The sequence below is a fragment of the Sphingobium vermicomposti genome (assembly GCF_011762025.1).
In the GTDB taxonomy this organism is placed as follows: domain Bacteria; phylum Pseudomonadota; class Alphaproteobacteria; order Sphingomonadales; family Sphingomonadaceae; genus Sphingobium; species Sphingobium vermicomposti.
The window spans coordinates 347338-362544 of sequence record NZ_JAASQR010000003.1 but is presented as its reverse complement, the minus strand read 5'-3'; the positions used below and the strand labels follow the sequence as shown (position 1 = coordinate 362544).

The window sequence follows — 15207 nt, the reverse complement described above, 5'->3', positions numbered from 1 at the left end:
CCACTAGAACAATGACGCGGAAAACGGAACGGCAAATGGGTTGCCGCTTGGCATCAGTGGTAAATCTCGCCAAAAGGGCGCGCGTGAGCCTATCCGCATTCATTCACCGCCCGACTTTCCGGCTTTCCTCGCTGATCCGCCTGCTGTCGCGGCCCGTCCAGATAGTGGCGGCGGTGGCGCTTGGCCTCGCTGCGGCGGCGCTGTTTGCGCAGATGGAGGGCGAACGCGGCGTGCCGCCCATCGCCAGCGGCGGCGATTATCAGGTGAGCGGGATCAAGGTCGATGTGCTGGGCAAGGACGCGAACAGCGCTCGTCAGGCGGGCTGGCGGTTGGCGCAGCGGCAGGCGTGGCGCATGCTGTGGACCCGCACCCATGGCGCGGCGGGCGTCCCCAGCCTTTCCGATTCGCAGCTGGAAGCGATGATTTCCGGCATCGAGATAGAATATGAGCAGATCGGCCCCACCCGCTATGTCGCGACGCTGGGCATGTTGTTCGACCGCGCGCGCACGGGGCAATTGCTGGGCGTTTCGGGGCAGGTCGTCCGATCGCCGCCCCTGCTGGTGATCCCGGTCATGTGGGACGGCGGGTCGGCGGTGTCCTATGAGCGCATCAATGAATGGCAGAAGGCCTGGGCGCGTTTCCGCACCGGGGAAAGCGCCATCGACTATGTGCGGGTCAGCGGATCGATTGCCGATCCTATCCTGTTGAATGCCGGGCAAACCGGTCGGCGCGGGCGGCTGTGGTGGCGCGTGCTGCTCGACCAATATGGCGCGGCGGATGTCGTTGTGCCCATCGCCCGGCTGGAACGGCAATGGCCCGGCGGGCCGGTCACCGGCACCTTCACCGCCCGCTATGGCCCGGATGACCGGCTGATCGGCGCGAGCTTTTCGCTGCGCGCGTCGGCGGAAAGCGCGATCCCGCAGATGCTGGACGAAGCGGCGCGGCGGATTGACCAGCTTTACACCGCCGCCCTTAATGACGGCCGCCTGAGACCCGACCCGTCGTTGATTATCGAGGAGCCGGTGGACCCCGACGCGCTTGAGATTGAAAGTGCCGCCGAACAGCCGCTGAACGGTTTTGAATTGCCCGGTGCGCAAGGGGGCGCCAGCAGTTTTTCGATCCAGTTCGACACGCCTGACGTCGGGTCCGTCGCCCAGGGAGAGGCCGCCTTGCGCGGGATTCCGGGAGTCCGGTCCGCCAGCACCAGCAGTCTGGCGCTGGGCGGAACGTCCGTCATGCAGGTCAGTTTCGAAGGATCGGTCGAAACGCTGCGCGCGGCGTTGCAGGCGCGCGGCTATGGCGTGAGCGTCGCTGGCTCCACCCTGCGCATCAGGCGTCAGGGCGCGACCCCGGCGGGCGGAGCGTCGGCCCCGCAATGAGCCAGATCAGCCTGCCGTTCGATTGGCCAGGGCAGGGGACGGACGATGACTATCTGGTCAGCGAGGCCAATCGCATCGCTGTCCGTCATCTGGAAGGCTGGCGGGACTGGCCGCTGGCCGTCACCGTGCTGGGCGGGCCGCCGCTGTCGGGCCGTTCCATGCTGGGCCGCCGTTTCGCGGCGTTGAGCGGCGGGGTGGTGATCGACGATGCGCAGGGGCAGGATGAGCTGTTGCTGTTCAACGCGTGGAACGACGCCCAGACCAGCCGCCTGCCGCTGCTGTTGATCGGACGGGACCCGCCGACGCAGTGGCAGGTCGCGCTGCCCGACCTGCGTTCGCGTCTGGCCGCGGCTCCGTTCATCTCCATCGATCAACCCGACGAGCCGCTGGCCCGCGCCCTGATCGAACGGGCGCTGGCGCGGATGGGCGCGCCCCATGCGGCGGACCTGCCCGACTGGCTGCTGCGCCGGATCGAGCGGAGCTATGCCGCTATCGCGGGGGTCACGCGCATCCTGAATGAGGCCGCGCTGTCATCGGGACGTAAGATTTCCGTCGCTATGGCGAAAGAGACCCTGCACGGGTCCGCATTTTTGCCTATAGTCGGGGATGACCGTCATTTTTGACCCAGCGCGAGTGAAACGTGGCCGAAGCTGATCCCTCCGCCAGCATGACCCTGCCGGGCGACCGCTATTTCAACCGGGAGCTGTCCTGGCTTGCGTTCAACCAGCGGGTGTTGGAAGAGGCGATGAATCGCGCGCATCCTTTGCTGGAACGGTTGCGCTTCCTGTCCATCTCTGGCGCGAACCTCGACGAATTTTTCAGCGTCCGGGTTGCGGGGCTGAAGGGGCAGCAGTTGCAGGATGTCGACATGCATTCGGCGGACGGGCTGACCCCCGCGCAGCAGCTTGCCGCCATCGCCGATGAAACGACCCGCCTGATGGCCGCGCAGCAAAAGGTCTGGGGCGCGCTGCATGGTGAATTGACCAAGGTCGGGATCGAGGTGATCGGTCCGGGGAGCGAAATGGACAAGGCCAGCGAGGGCTGGCTTCGCGAACATTTCCTTAGCCAAGTCTTCCCAATCCTGACGCCTCAGGCGCTTGACCCGGCGCACCCATTCCCCTTCATCCCCAACCAGGGACTGTCGATCGTATTCGACCTGGAACGCCTGTCCGACCGGCAGCCGATCCGGGAATTGGTGATGATCCCATCCTCGCTCGCGCGTTTCGTCCGTGTGCCGGGCGTCCATGCGCGCTATATGGCGCTGGAGGCGGTGATCCGGCGCTTTTCCGCCGACCTCTTCCCCGGTTATCGCGTTCGCAACAGCGGCGTATTCCGCATCATCCGCGACAGCGACATCGAGATCGAGGAAGAGGCGGAGGATCTGGTCCGCTATTTCCGCAGCGCCATCAAGCGCCGCCGCCGGGGTCGGGTTATCCGGCTGGAGATTGAAGAGCGCATTCCCGAACCGGTCGAGGAAATGTTGCAGGACATGCTTCAGGGCCATGAAGCGATGATCGCCGAGGTGGAGGGTTTTGTCGGCATTGGCGACCTGTCGGGCGTGGTCGAGGAAAATCGGCCCGATTTGAAGTTCGAACCGTTTGCGCCGCGATTTCCTGAACGCATTCGGGAATATAACGGGGATTGTTTTGCGGCGATCCGGGCGAAGGATATTGTCGTCCATCATCCCTATGAAGCGTTCGACGTTGTCGTTTCGTTTCTGAAACAAGCGGCGTCGGACCCTGATGTCGTCGCGATCAAGCAGACGCTTTACCGCGCGGGCAAGCAGTCGGCGATCATCCGCGCCCTGATCGACGCCGCCGAAGCGGGCAAGTCGGTGACGGCGGTGGTCGAGTTGAAGGCCCGGTTCGACGAGGAACAGAATCTGATGTGGGCCGGGGCGCTGGAGCGCGCGGGCGTGCAGGTGGTCTATGGCTTCATCGACTGGAAAACCCATGCCAAGGTGTCGATGGTCGTCCGCAGGGAGGGGGAGGCGTTTCGCACCTACTGCCATTTCGGCACGGGCAATTACCACCCCGTCACCGCGCGCATCTATACCGATTTGAGCTTCTTCACCGCTGACCCGGCCTATGGGCGCGATGCTGCGGCGCTGTTCAACTATATTACCGGCTATGTCGAACCCCAGCGCCTTGAAAAGCTGGTCATGAGCCCGCGCGACCTGCGTAACCGGTTGTGCGGCCTGATCGATGCGGAAATCGACCATGTGCGCGCCGGGCGGCCCGGCACCATCTGGGCCAAGATGAATTCGCTGGTCGACCCCGCCATCATCGAAAAGCTGTATGCGGCCAGCAATGCGGGGGTTCAGATAGACCTGATCGTGCGCGGCATCTGTTGCCTGCGTCCGGGCGTGCCGGGCATGTCGGCCAACATCCGCGTCAAGTCGGTCGTCGGTCGCTTTCTGGAACATAGCCGCATCACCGTGTTCGGCAATGGCAAGGCGCTGCCCAATAATGGCGCGAAAGTATATATAAGTTCGGCTGACTGGATGCCGCGGAATTTCGACCGCCGCGTCGAGTTTCTGGCGCCGGTGGAAAACCCGACCGTTCATGATCAGATATTGGATCAGGTGATGGTCGCCAACCTGATCGATACGGAGCAAAGCTGGGAACTGGACGGTGACGGCCATTATGCCCGTGTCGATCCGGGAGACAAGCCGTTCAACCTGCACCGTTATTTCATGACCAATCCATCGCTTTCAGGGCGCGGCGCGGCGATCGACAGCGGGGTCGTGCCCACGCTCAGGTTGCGGGGGCGGGCCTGACGCCGATGAATTCGATGTTGAGCCAGGTCCGGGCGATCGCCGATACCATGGTGACATCGCCCGGTCGTGCGAAGGCGCGCACCGCCATCATCGACATCGGTTCGAACAGCGTCCGGCTGGTCGTCTATGACGGGCCGCGCCGCATCCCCTTCATCCTGTTCAATGAAAAGGTGATGGCGGGGCTGGGCGCGTCATTGGGTCGCACCGGACAGATTGAAGCAGAGGCGATGGAGCGGGGTCTGCGCGCCGTGGGCCGCTTTGCCCATCTGTGCCGCGACATGGACGTGCAGGACGTGCGCTGTGTCGCCACCGCCGCTGTGCGCGACGCCGCCAATGGGCAGGATTTCATCGTTCGCGCCAAGGCCATGGGGCTGGATGTGGAGCTGCTGTCCGGCGTGCAGGAAGCGGTGGCGGCGGCCTATGGCGTGTTGTCGGGCATCCCCACGGCGAACGGCATCGTTGGCGACCTGGGCGGCGGCAGCCTGGAACTGGCGCGGATCAGGGATGGGGCGGTGCACGAAACCATATCCCTGCCGCTGGGCGTGCTGCGCCTGCCGCAGATCCGGGCGAAGGGTCCGTCGGCGCTGGAACGGCAGGTGAAGAAGATGCTGGCCAAGGCGGACCCCGGCATCGAACCCGGCCTGCCTTTCTACATGGTCGGCGGGTCGTGGCGCTCGCTCGCCCGCTTCGACATGCAGCTTACGCAATTTCCGCTGCCGGTGGTCCACCAATATGCGATGGATGCAAGCCGGGCGGAGCAGCTGACTCGCATCGTGTCCCATGTCGGCCGCGCCCGGTTGAAGGACATTCCGGCGATGACGGGATCGCGCATCCCGACCCTGCCGGACGCCGCTGCGCTGCTGTCCGTCATCGTCCGCCAGTTGCAGTCGAGCGAACTGATCGTGTCGGCCTATGGCCTGCGCGAGGGGCTGCTGTTCGGCGACCTTCCGCCAGACATTCGCGCCCATGACCCTTTGCTGGTCGCGGCGGAGGCGGAAGGGGAGGCGCAGGGACGCTTTGCCGGTCATGGCGACATGATCGACCGCTGGATCGGGCCGCTGTTCCTGGACGATGGCGAGGCATGGCGGCGAATCCGCCGCGCCGCGTGCCTGCTGGCCGATGTCGGCTGGCGCGCCAACCCGGATTTCCGCGCTGAACGCGGTGTGGAGATTGCGCTGCATAGCAATTGGGTCGGCATCACCGTGGCGGAACGGGCGATGCTGGCGCAGGCGCTATACAGCAATTTTGGCGGCGGCACGTCTGTTCCGGCGGGGATTGAAAGTCTGGCGTCCGCTGCGGCGCTGAAGCGGGCGTCGTTGTGGGGTCTGGCGATCCGGCTGGGCCAGCGGCTGTCGGGCGGGGTCGAGGGGCCGTTGCTGGCGTCCAGGCTGGAAATGGTGGGCGATACGCTGGAACTGCGGTTGCGCGGTGTCGATACGGACCTGTTTGGTGAAGCGGTGGAACGGCGGCAACGCCATCTGGCGCAGGCCATGGGGGTTAAATATCGGATGGCCTGGTGAGGTGGGAGCCTGCCGGTATTTCTGGTTTCGCGCAGGAGGCGTAGACAGACCCATCTTCCGTTCGGGCTGAGCCTGTCGAAGCCTGCCCTGAGCTTGTCGAAGGGTCCTTCACTTCATGAAAAAGAGGCCCTTCGACAAGCTCAGGGCGAACGGGGGTGGGGCTTCGCTGCGCCTCTGCGCGAAAGCAAAAGGTCCTGCCAGCTTGCCCCCATGGTCATATGGCCTTATGCGCGCGCGCATGAATAATAAGCACGCCCCCGATCCCGCGCTCCTCGCTAAGGCTGAAACCCTTGTTGAAGCGCTGCCCTATATGCAGCGTTATGCGGGGCAGACTTTCGTCGTCAAATATGGCGGCCATGCCATGGGCGACCCCGAAGCCGCGCGCAATTTCGCCGAGGATGTCGTGCTGATGAAGGCGGTCGGCATCAATGTCGTCGTCGTTCATGGGGGCGGCCCGCAGATCGGCGCGATGCTGAAGAAGCTGGGCGTCGAATCGCGTTTCGTGAACGGGCTGCGCGTGACCGACCGGGAAACCGCGCAGATCGCCGAAATGGTGTTGGCCGGGTCCATCAACAAGGAAATCGTCAGCTGGATCACCGGCGCGGGCGGTCGGGCCGTGGGCATTTCGGGCAAGGATGGCGGCCTGATGCTGTGTGAAAAGGTCGGCAGTTCGCGCGCGCCCGACCCCAATTCGGGGATCGAGCGGAATGTGGACCTGGGCTTTGTCGGCGACCCGGTGAAGGTCGACCGCAGCATTTTGGACACATTGTCGGCCAGCGGCATCATCCCCGTGGTTGCGCCGGTGGGCATCGGCGCGGACGGCGAAACCTATAATGTGAACGCCGACACGATGGCGGGCGCAATCGCGGCGGAGCTGCATGCGTCACGATTTTTCCTGCTGACTGACGTTGCGGGCGTGCTCGACAAGCAGGGCCAGTTGCTGACCGATCTGGACCCGGCGGCGATCAAGCTGTTGCAGGAAGACGGCACCATCAGCGGCGGCATGATTCCCAAGCTGGAAACCTGCGTAAAGGCGGTGGAAGGCGGGGTGGATGCGGCGGTCATCCTGGATGGGCGGGTGCCGCATGCGATGCTGCTGGAAATCTTCACCAAGCGGGGTGCGGGGACGTTGGTGCGGCGGTGAAGGTGGGGGCCGATCCTGCGGTATCAGCTGGGCTCCTGCCTTCGCAGGAGCACGTTGCTTCATTCGGTTAGAGCGGATGTGGCAAAAAGAAATCTCCCGTTCGGGCTGAGCTTGTCGAAGCCCCTTTCTTTCTTTCTTTCTGACCTATGGTGCCTGAAGAAGTAGAACCCTTCGACAGGCTCAGGGCGAACGGGGGGGCGATCTAACGCTCGTAGCTCCAGCATCCTTATAACCTTTGGGAATCGCGCGCTTGCCGCTTGTGGCGGGGGGGCTGCCTCGGCTAAAGCAGCCGCAATCAAATCGGAGACGGCATGGCCTACGCGCTCTATCAGATTATTGTCATCCTGCTCGACGTGCTGTGGTGGATCATCATCATTCAGGCGATCATGAGCTGGCTGATCGCCTTCAACGTCATCAATATGTCCAGCGACGTGGTCCGCACGGTCATCATGGCGCTCGATCGAATGACGGCGCCGATCTACAATCCCATCCGCCGGGTCATGCCCGACCTGGGGGCGCTCGACCTGTCGCCAATGGTCGTGTTGCTGGCCATATTGATCATCCGCCAGGCGATCCTGCCGCCGATTTTCGGGCTGGTTTGACCGTCTGGGCGTGACCGTGTGGAGCCAGGACGGCGATGACCTGATCCTGGCCATCCGGCTGACGCCCGGCGCATCGCGGGACGATGTTGCGGGGCGGTGGACCGATGAGAAGGGAGCGGACTGGCTGTCCGCGCGGGTCCGGGCCGTGCCGGAAAAGGGCAAGGCAAACGCGGCGCTGATCGTGCTGGTGGCGAAGTGGCTTGATTGGCCCCGCAGCGCGATTTTTCTGGAGTCAGGCGACACCAACCGGCTAAAGCGGCTGCGGATCAAGGGCGGCGGTCAGGCGTTGATAATGTCGCGGCTTTCCACCATCATCATGGAACGGGTTGAGGCAGCATGACCATCGGCAAAATCATCGACGGCAAGGCGTTCGCCGCAGGGCTGCGCGCTCGCGTGGCGGACGGCGTTGCGGCTTTTATGGCATCGACCGGGCGCAAGCCGGGCCTGGCCGTGGTGCTGGTGGGGGAGGACCCGGCCAGCGCCGTCTATGTCCGCAACAAGGGCAAGATGACGGTCGAGGCAGGCATGGAAAGCCTGGAATTCAAACTGCCCCCCAGCATCGGCGAGGATGAACTGCTCGATCTGGTCGAGGAGCTTAACGCCGATGGCCGGGTGGACGGCATTCTGGTCCAGTTGCCGCTGCCCGATCATATTGACGAGGCATCGGTCATCGCCGCCATCGACCCTGCCAAGGATGTGGATGGGTTTCATGTCGTCAATTCCGGTCGGCTGGCGACGGGGCAGGAAGCGCTGGTGCCCTGCACGCCGCTGGGCTGCGTCATGCTGTTGAAGGATGAGCTGGGCGACCTGTCCGGCATGGAAGCGGTCATTGTGGGCCGATCCAACATCGTGGGCAAGCCGATGGCGCAGCTTTTGCTGGCAGAAAACTGCACCGTGACGGTCGCGCATAGCCGCACCCGCGATCTGGCGTCGGTGGTGCATCGCGCCGATATCGTCGTGGCCGCGGTGGGCCGCGCCGAAATGGTGAAGGGCGAATGGATCAAGCCCGGCGCGACCGTGATCGACGTCGGCATCAATCGCGTGACCGATACGGAAGATGGCAAGGCGCGGATCGTGGGCGACGTCGCCACCGCCGAAGCGCTGGCCCATGTCCGCGCGATCACCCCGGTTCCCGGCGGGGTAGGGCCGATGACGATAGCCGTCCTGCTGCGCAATACGCTGGTCGCCGCTCATGCGCGCGCGGGGCTGCCCAAGCCGGAGGGGCTGTGACGGCAAGGCGGGCGGTTTTGCTGGCGGGCGCGCTGCTTGCGCTGACCGCCGCGCGCCCGCCGATGCGCCATCAGCCCGACCCCAGTTCGGTTTTTGCCGCTGAAATCGCCTTTAACCGACTGGTCCGTGACAAGGGGCAATGGACCGCCTTTCGCGAGACGGCGGCGGATGACGCGATCATGTTCGTGCCGGAACGGGTGTTGGCGAAACAATGGCTGAAAGGCCGGGCCGATCCGGCTCAGCCGGTCAGCTGGACGCCGTCCACCATCTATGTATCGTGCGATGGCAATATGGCCGCGTCGACGGGCAATTGGACGCGGGCGGACGGGGCAGTGGGCTATTTCACCACGATCTGGCGGCGGGACAAGAAGGGCGCGTGGAAGTGGGTTGTCGACCATGGCGACACTCTGGCCCAGCCGCGCAAGGCGTCGGAATTTCTGATCGGCAAAGTGGCCAGCTGCAAGCCCCGGCCAGAGGGTGAGGCTGCCCTGGTCCCGCCAGTCGATGACAGCCTGATCTGGAGCGCGGACGCGGCCCCGGACGGTGGGCGGCATGTGACTGTTCGCATGTGGAACGGCAGCGCCTATAACATGGTGATCGACGACCGCGTGGCGGGGGATGGTGCATGACCGAGCTTTTCATTTCCGCCTTCGTGACGCTGTTCGTGGTCATCGACCCGCTGGGCTGCGCGCCGATCTATGCCAGCCTGACCACCGGGGCGAGCGGTCCGCAGCGGCGGGCCATGGCGATCCGCGCTGTCGGCATCGCCACCGCCATCCTTTTGATTTTCGCGCTGTGGGGCAAGCAATTGCTGGGCGTGCTGGGCATTGCGCTCGACAGTTTTCGGATCGCCGGTGGCATCATGCTGTTCATCATCGCGATGGACATGGTGTTTGAAAAGCGCACCCAGAGGCGAGAGGATCGGGCGCACAAGATCGCCGAAACGCCTGAAGTCGAGGATGTGTCGGTCTTTCCGATGGCGATGCCGATGATCGCCGGGCCGGGATCGATCGCGACCGTGATGCTGCTGATGTCGCGGGCCGATGGCATCAGTGAGCGGCTCGTCGTCACGGGGGCCGTGCTGGCGACGTTGGTCCTGATGCTGGGGTCGCTGCTGGCGGCCGGGCCGATCATGGCGTGGCTGGGCGCGCGGATCGAGGCGGTGATCACCCGGTTGCTTGGGGTGTTGCTGGCCGCGCTGGCCGCGCAGTTCGTGATCGATGGGTTGAACGCGAGTTTCTAGCGGAATGTGGATAATCGGAATCGCCCGTTCGGGCTGAGCCTGTCGAAGCCTCTTTTCTTCCTTCTGACGCATGGCACCTGAAAAATGAGAGCCCTTCGACATTCGAACGAGACAAGGGGCTCGTTCGAACAGGGCGAACGGGGGAAAGTGATATCGGCTTAACGCTCGTCGCCATGGAGGCGCGGGACCGGGCTCCTGCCTGCGCGGGAGCCCGGTCTGTGTTGATCAGGTGCGGACGTCGTTTTCCGTGATCGGTGCGATCTTGATTTCGACGCGGCGGTTGCTTGCCTTGCCTTCTTCGGTCGCGTTCGACGCGATGGGTTGGGTTTCGCCAAAGCCGCGTGTGGCTATGCGCGCCGACTGAACGCCGTGGGTGGTCAGATAATCGGCCACCGCCTGGGCGCGCCGTTCGGACAGGCCCTGATTATAGGCGTCCGTGCCGTCGCTGTCGGTGTGGCCGTACACGTCGATATAGGTTTTGGGATATTGCGCCAGCACCGCCGACACGTCGTTGAGGGTCGGCTGGAACTGGGGCTGCACCGCTGCGCTGTCATAGTTGAAGGTGATGCCCGACGGCATGCGCAGCACCAGATTGTCGCCGTCGCGAATCACGTCCACGCCGCTGCCTGCGGTGTCTTCACGCAATTTGCGTTCCTGCGCGTCCATATAGGCACCGATGCCGGCACCAGCGACCGCGCCAATGCCCGCGCCCAGGATTTTTTCCGTCCGGTCGCGCCTGCCGCCGACCAGGTCGCCCAGCAGATAGCCGCCCAGCGCGCCGCCGATGCCGCCGATGGCTGCCTTTGAAATCTGGCGCTGACCCGTGTTGGGATCGGTCGTGCAGGCAGTGGTAGCCAGCATGGCAACCAGCCCCGCCGTGCCCAGGATGCGATGAGAAATCCTCATTTGTTCAATTCCCTTATAAACTTGCGCCGACTGCCGCGGCTTGCTCCCAATGGTCTGGAAGGCCGATTGTTCCATGAGCGAACTGAACGATGGCTGATAGGATGGTTGTGAAACTGCAAGAATCAACGCTATAGGGCGTAGTTGACCGCCATGGCCACGATCCCCCCGCACGCTCTCACGCCCTTTCCCTGGGCCGACCTTGTCATCATCCTTGCGCTGGTGGCGCTGAACGGCGTGTTTGCCATGTCGGAGCTGGCCATCGTGTCCGCCCGTCGGCCACGGCTGCAGGCGCTGGAAAAGGCCGGGCGGCGCGGGGCGCGGACCGCGTTGGAACTCGGGAGCGATCCGGGCAAATTCCTGTCGTCGGTCCAGATCGGCATCACCCTGATCGGCATCGTCGCGGGCGCCTATTCGGGCGCGAGCCTGGGCGGGCCGGTCGGCGAGCGGTTGCAGGCGCTGGGCCTTGCGCCCAACCTGGCGGAAAATCTGGGCTTTGCTCTGGTGATCGGCCTGACCACCTATGCGTCGCTGATCATCGGGGAGCTGGTGCCCAAGCAATTCGCCCTGCGCGCGCCGGAGCCGATCGCGGTGCTGGTTGCCAAACCGATGTTGTGGCTGGCCAAGATCACCGCCCCGGTCGTCTGGGTGCTGGACGGGTCGAGCGCGCTGATCTTTCGCATGTTGCGGATGACCCGCGAATCGGACAGCCATGTGACGGCGGAGGAACTGCATCTGATCGTCGCCGAAGCGACCCGATCCGGCGTGATCGAGGAAAGCGAGCGCGCGATCATTTCGGGCGTCGTGCGGCTGGCCGACCGCCCGGTGAGGGAGATCATGACCCCGCGCATGGATGTGGACTGGATCGATGTCCATGCTGATGAGGCAACGATTCGCGCCCGCTTGCTGGAAACGCCCCACACCCGCCTGCCGGTGGGGCGGGGCACGGTGGAGGATATTATCGGCGTCGTGCAGGCGCGCGACATCATGACCGCATTGTTCCGGGGCGAAGCGCTCAACCTGGAAGCGTTGATGCGCCGGGTGGAGGTGGTGCCTGACCAGGTCGATGCCATGGACGCGCTGGAAGTGCTGCGCCGTGCCGACGTGCCGATGGTGATGGTGCATGACGAATATGGCCATTTCGAAGGGATCGCGACGCCTGCCGACCTGCTGTCGGCCATAGCGGGCCATTTCGCGTCCGACCGCGACCTGCATGATGAGCCGGACATGGTGGAACGCGAAGATGGCAGCCTGCTGGTTTCAGGGCAGATGCCGGTCGACCTGCTGGCGGACCGCATCGGCCTGGAGCTGCCCGACGACCGCGATTACGCCACGGTCGCGGGCCACGCCCTGTGGCTGTTCAAACGCTTGCCCGAAGTGGGCGATTTTGTGGACGATAATGGCTGGCGGTTCGAGATCGTGGATATGGACGGGCGCAAGATTGACAAGCTGCTGGTGGCGGAGCGGTAGAGGGACGGGATTGGTTGGCGTAGCGGGATCGGCTGGCAGGCGGCCTTTGGCCGATTCCAAACTGTAAGTTGATGGCGCCAAGGAATCGCATAGCTGCCATTCAGCCAGCGCCCCGGTCGCTGACCATCAGCTTCACGGGCGCAATACTTGCTCATAGCTTCCAATTGCCAATCCCGGTAACTGCACAGAATGAACCAAAGCAAAGCGGATTCAAATTGGCATAGTCTCGCCGGTGACTTGTTTCGTCGCGCCTATAGCTTTGGGCTATCGGCTTGCCAGCTTACACATGTGGCAGTGGCTGTAGCGGTAATGCGTAATGACAAAGATGTTGGGAAGGCTGCCTACAATGGCGCTCACTCACCAGCAATCTGGTTTCTCGCGGGCTTTGCCTTCGAGTTGTTTCTGAAATCCGCAATCCTCGCAACGGGTGGTGACTCAACTGAGATCAAGGCGATCGGGCACGATCTCGAAGAAGCCTTGGAGAAGGCTCAGGAGCGCGGCTTAGTGCTCAACGATAGTACACGTTTCTCGATCAAGATCGCAAATCGCGTCCACAATGTCCGCGGAGAGAATCGTCTCTACTTCCGCTACGGCGGGGGTGATAGTGCTGATGTAGAATCCGTTGAGGCTTTGGTAGCCTCACTGAAAGACTTACTTGAGCAGACAGCCCCCTTGTTCAATCAGAATAACGCGTCTTACGAGGTTTTCCTTGTGCCTTTCCAAGAAAATCAAGAGTAATAACTGTCCGCATTCTCGCGTGGTAATCAGGTCGGATTCAAAGATGTCTGCTTATTGAAGCTAAAAGTTGCTCGTCTACGTCCTGGATGTTACGCAAATCGGGCGAACATCCTTGTCATTTTGAATGCGGTCCCCCTCCCATGTCACATAGGGAGGATGAGGGAAGTGCGTTTTCTGCGCTTTCCTGTTCCGGCGAAGGGTGGGTGCCCTGTCGTGGGAGATGCCAGCCTTCGCTGGCATGACGGAAAATTGATCTGCGGCGCTGTTTGCGAGAGCTTTAGGGGGAGGCTGTGGGTTTGGCGCTGAGCTGATCGCGGCACCCTTAAACGCAACGGGCGCGGCAACCAGTGCCGCGCCCGTCGGGTTGGTCTGGGAGGGGTTGCCCCCTTCCGTTTTTATTGGCCAGCGGCGGCTGGGCCGTCAGCCGGGGCGGCGTTGGCGGGGGCCTGACCCTCGACGCTTTGCGCGGCGTTGGTTGCGTTGGCGGCGGCTTCGCCCGGTGTGGCGCTCGCTTCTGCCGGGGCGGCGTCGGCGGCGGGGAGGGGCAGGTTGGAGCCTTGCGTGTTCATCCACGCGATGAGGTTGGCGCGGTCGGCGGGGTTGCCCAGGCCGGCAAAGGTCATCTTGGTGCCGGGCGCGAATTCACGCGGGCTTTTCAGCCAGTGATCCAGATTGTCGAAGGTCCAGTTGCCGCCCTTGCTCTTGAGCGCGTCGGAGAAGGCAAAGCCAGCCTTGCCGTGGCCGATTTCTTCGCCGACGGTGCCGAACAGATTGGGGCCGATGCCGTTGGCGCCGCCCTGATTGACGGTGTGGCAGGCCGCGCACTTGGCGAAGACCTTTTCACCCGCAGCGACATCGGCGCTGGCGAGCAGGGTGTTGAGGCTGGGACCGGCTGCTGCGCCTTCACCTTCGGCTTCGACGCCTTCGATCGCGTAGCCCATCTTTTCGGGGCGTTCGGCATGATAAAAGTGGGAGCTGACAATGCCGCCGCCCAACGCAATGATTCCCGCGAACAACGCCCAGCCTGCAACGGTGTTGAAACGATCGCCCATTCGCTCGGATTCCCTTGAATTTCTGTTCTGGCGGCTTGGTTTCCGCGCCCCCTTTAGCGCGCTGCCATAATGGCGCAATTGCGAACGCGCAACCCAAGTTGAACGTCATGGCGCGTGCTTTTGGCCGGTCAATGTCGCCGTCGCGCTTGCGGGCGCGCGTGGGAGTGCGTAAGCGCGCTCGCGTCCATGGAAAACTATCCCGCCCCTGCTCGCGCCATCGTTGCCGACCTGACCGCCAAGGCCGCGACCGATCCTGCCCGCGCCGTCGCCTATCAAGGCGCGCCGGGGGCCAATTCGCATCTTGCCGCGCTGGGATATGCGCCCGATTGCGTGCCGCTGCCTTGCTTTGCGTTTGAAGACGCCATCGACGCCGTGCGTTCGGGGCAGGCGGCGCGGGCGATCATCCCCATTGAAAACAGCCTGCATGGCCGGGTTGCCGACATGCATTTCCTGCTGCCCGAATCGGGGCTGCACATCATCGACGAATATTTCCTGCCCATCCATCACTGCCTGATGGCGGCGGACGATGTGCCGGTGAAAAACGCGATCAGCCATCCGCAGGCTTTGGGGCAGTGCCGCCACTATCTGCGCGAACGGGGCATTCAACCGATCGCCTATGCCGACACCGCCGGGGCGGCTGCGCTGGTGGCGGAATCGGGCAAGCCGGGCGAGGGGGCGATCGCGCCCTATCTGGCGGCGGAGCTTTACGGCCTGCGCCTGGTCGCGGAAAATATCGAGGACAGCGACGATAATATGACGCGATTCCTGGTGCTGGCGCGGGAACCCAACATGCCCCAGCCCCATGCCGGGCCGGTCATGACGACATTCCTGTTCGAGGTGAAGAATGTGCCCGCCGCGCTGTACAAGGCGATGGGCGGCTTTGCCACGAACGGCGTCAACATGACGAAGCTGGAAAGCTATCAGCGGAGCGCGAGCTTTGCGGCGACCGAATTTTTCTGCGACATCGAAGGAATGCCCGGCGACCCGGCGGTCGACCGGGCGCTGGCCGAGCTGGAATTCCACAGCAAGTGGGTGCGCATGCTGGGCAGCTATCCCCAGGCGCGCGTCCGCACGTAGAGCATGAATTGTCTGTTGTTTTTCCGCATTTTCCGAGTTGTCAGATGATGCCATCTGACTGGAAAAGGCT

At 63.6% G+C, this 15207-nt stretch carries 15 protein-coding genes; 13 read left to right on the top strand and 2 right to left on the bottom strand.

Features of this window, described 5'->3' with window-relative positions:
* Positions 1–83: 83 nt before the first annotated feature.
* From FHS54_RS11460 to FHS54_RS11415, 10 genes are all read left to right on the top strand, one after another.
* Positions 84–1379: a heavy-metal-associated domain-containing protein gene (locus FHS54_RS11460; protein ID WP_167303943.1), complete on the top strand. Its 1296-nt coding sequence runs from the start codon at positions 84–86 to the stop codon at positions 1377–1379.
* Positions 1376–2002, top strand: a complete 627-nt coding sequence (locus FHS54_RS11455) for a P-loop NTPase family protein (protein WP_167303942.1) — start codon at positions 1376–1378, stop codon at positions 2000–2002. The genes FHS54_RS11460 and FHS54_RS11455 overlap by 4 nt, the downstream gene beginning before the upstream one ends.
* 17 nt (positions 2003–2019) lie before the next feature.
* The gene (locus FHS54_RS11450) at positions 2020–4158 is read left to right on the top strand and encodes an RNA degradosome polyphosphate kinase (RefSeq protein WP_167303941.1); all 2139 of its coding nucleotides are present in this window, start codon (positions 2020–2022) and stop codon (positions 4156–4158) included.
* Positions 4159–4163: 5 nt separating this feature from the next.
* A complete protein-coding gene (locus FHS54_RS11445) occupies positions 4164–5678 on the top strand; it encodes a Ppx/GppA family phosphatase (protein ID WP_167303940.1) in 1515 nt (504 codons plus the stop codon).
* Positions 5679–5904: 226 nt separating this feature from the next.
* Positions 5905–6822, top strand: coding sequence for an acetylglutamate kinase (gene argB, locus FHS54_RS11440; protein WP_167303939.1), 918 nt, complete (start codon positions 5905–5907; stop codon positions 6820–6822).
* Between the two features lie 311 nt (positions 6823–7133).
* Positions 7134–7424 (top strand): YggT family protein, encoded by a 291-nt coding sequence (locus FHS54_RS11435; RefSeq protein ID WP_167303938.1) that lies wholly within the window; start codon positions 7134–7136, stop codon positions 7422–7424.
* Positions 7425–7434: 10 nt separating this feature from the next.
* Positions 7435–7764: a DUF167 family protein gene (locus FHS54_RS11430; protein ID WP_167303937.1), complete on the top strand. Its 330-nt coding sequence runs from the start codon at positions 7435–7437 to the stop codon at positions 7762–7764.
* Complete coding sequence (gene folD / locus FHS54_RS11425) at positions 7761–8654, top strand: bifunctional methylenetetrahydrofolate dehydrogenase/methenyltetrahydrofolate cyclohydrolase FolD (protein ID WP_167303936.1); 894 nt, start codon at positions 7761–7763, stop codon at positions 8652–8654. The genes FHS54_RS11430 and folD overlap by 4 nt, the downstream gene beginning before the upstream one ends.
* 62 nt (positions 8655–8716) lie before the next feature.
* Positions 8717–9283, top strand: a complete 567-nt coding sequence (locus FHS54_RS11420) for a YybH family protein (protein ID WP_243855763.1) — start codon at positions 8717–8719, stop codon at positions 9281–9283.
* Entirely contained in the window at positions 9280–9897 is a 618-nt protein-coding gene (locus FHS54_RS11415) for a MarC family protein (protein ID WP_167303934.1), read from the top strand. Before FHS54_RS11420 ends, FHS54_RS11415 begins: the two co-directional genes overlap by 4 nt.
* A 225-nt stretch (positions 9898–10122) precedes the next feature.
* On the opposite strand, the gene FHS54_RS11410 is transcribed toward FHS54_RS11415, so the two are convergent.
* Entirely contained in the window at positions 10123–10803 is a 681-nt protein-coding gene (locus tag FHS54_RS11410) for a YiaD family glycine zipper/OmpA-like lipoprotein (protein WP_167303933.1), read from the bottom strand.
* A 150-nt stretch (positions 10804–10953) separates the two neighbouring features.
* Between FHS54_RS11410 and FHS54_RS11405 the strand changes: the two genes are divergently transcribed.
* The gene (locus tag FHS54_RS11405; protein ID WP_167303932.1) at positions 10954–12270 is read left to right on the top strand and encodes a hemolysin family protein; all 1317 of its coding nucleotides are present in this window, start codon (positions 10954–10956) and stop codon (positions 12268–12270) included.
* A 189-nt stretch (positions 12271–12459) separates the two neighbouring features.
* Positions 12460–13008: a hypothetical protein gene (locus FHS54_RS11400; RefSeq protein WP_167303931.1), complete on the top strand. Its 549-nt coding sequence runs from the start codon at positions 12460–12462 to the stop codon at positions 13006–13008.
* 395 nt (positions 13009–13403) lie between these two features.
* On the opposite strand, the gene FHS54_RS11395 is transcribed toward FHS54_RS11400, so the two are convergent.
* Positions 13404–14060: a c-type cytochrome gene (locus tag FHS54_RS11395; protein WP_167303930.1), complete on the bottom strand. Its 657-nt coding sequence runs from the start codon at positions 14058–14060 to the stop codon at positions 13404–13406.
* A gap of 186 nt (positions 14061–14246) precedes the next feature.
* Between FHS54_RS11395 and FHS54_RS11390 the strand changes: the two genes are divergently transcribed.
* Positions 14247–15137 carry a prephenate dehydratase gene (locus FHS54_RS11390; RefSeq protein ID WP_167303929.1) on the top strand — a complete coding sequence of 297 codons (891 nt, stop codon included), beginning with the start codon at positions 14247–14249 and terminating at the stop codon, positions 15135–15137.
* Positions 15138–15207 lie beyond the last annotated feature (70 nt).

Coding starts and splice junctions, on each gene's coding strand:
- FHS54_RS11400 (WP_167303931.1), top strand. CDS start 12,460: ATGAACCAAAGCAAAGCGGATTCAAATTGGCATAGTCTCGCCGGTGAC.
- FHS54_RS11435 (WP_167303938.1), top strand. CDS start 7,134: ATGGCCTACGCGCTCTATCAGATTATTGTCATCCTGCTCGACGTGCTG.
- FHS54_RS11445 (WP_167303940.1), top strand. CDS start 4,164: ATGAATTCGATGTTGAGCCAGGTCCGGGCGATCGCCGATACCATGGTG.
- FHS54_RS11420 (WP_243855763.1), top strand. CDS start 8,717: ATGCGCCATCAGCCCGACCCCAGTTCGGTTTTTGCCGCTGAAATCGCC.
- folD (WP_167303936.1), top strand. CDS start 7,761: ATGACCATCGGCAAAATCATCGACGGCAAGGCGTTCGCCGCAGGGCTG.
- FHS54_RS11410 (WP_167303933.1), bottom strand. CDS start 10,803: ATGAGGATTTCTCATCGCATCCTGGGCACGGCGGGGCTGGTTGCCATG.
- FHS54_RS11390 (WP_167303929.1), top strand. CDS start 14,247: ATGGAAAACTATCCCGCCCCTGCTCGCGCCATCGTTGCCGACCTGACC.
- FHS54_RS11395 (WP_167303930.1), bottom strand. CDS start 14,060: ATGGGCGATCGTTTCAACACCGTTGCAGGCTGGGCGTTGTTCGCGGGA.
- FHS54_RS11415 (WP_167303934.1), top strand. CDS start 9,280: ATGACCGAGCTTTTCATTTCCGCCTTCGTGACGCTGTTCGTGGTCATC.
- argB (WP_167303939.1), top strand. CDS start 5,905: ATGCGCGCGCGCATGAATAATAAGCACGCCCCCGATCCCGCGCTCCTC.
- FHS54_RS11405 (WP_167303932.1), top strand. CDS start 10,954: ATGGCCACGATCCCCCCGCACGCTCTCACGCCCTTTCCCTGGGCCGAC.
- FHS54_RS11455 (WP_167303942.1), top strand. CDS start 1,376: ATGAGCCAGATCAGCCTGCCGTTCGATTGGCCAGGGCAGGGGACGGAC.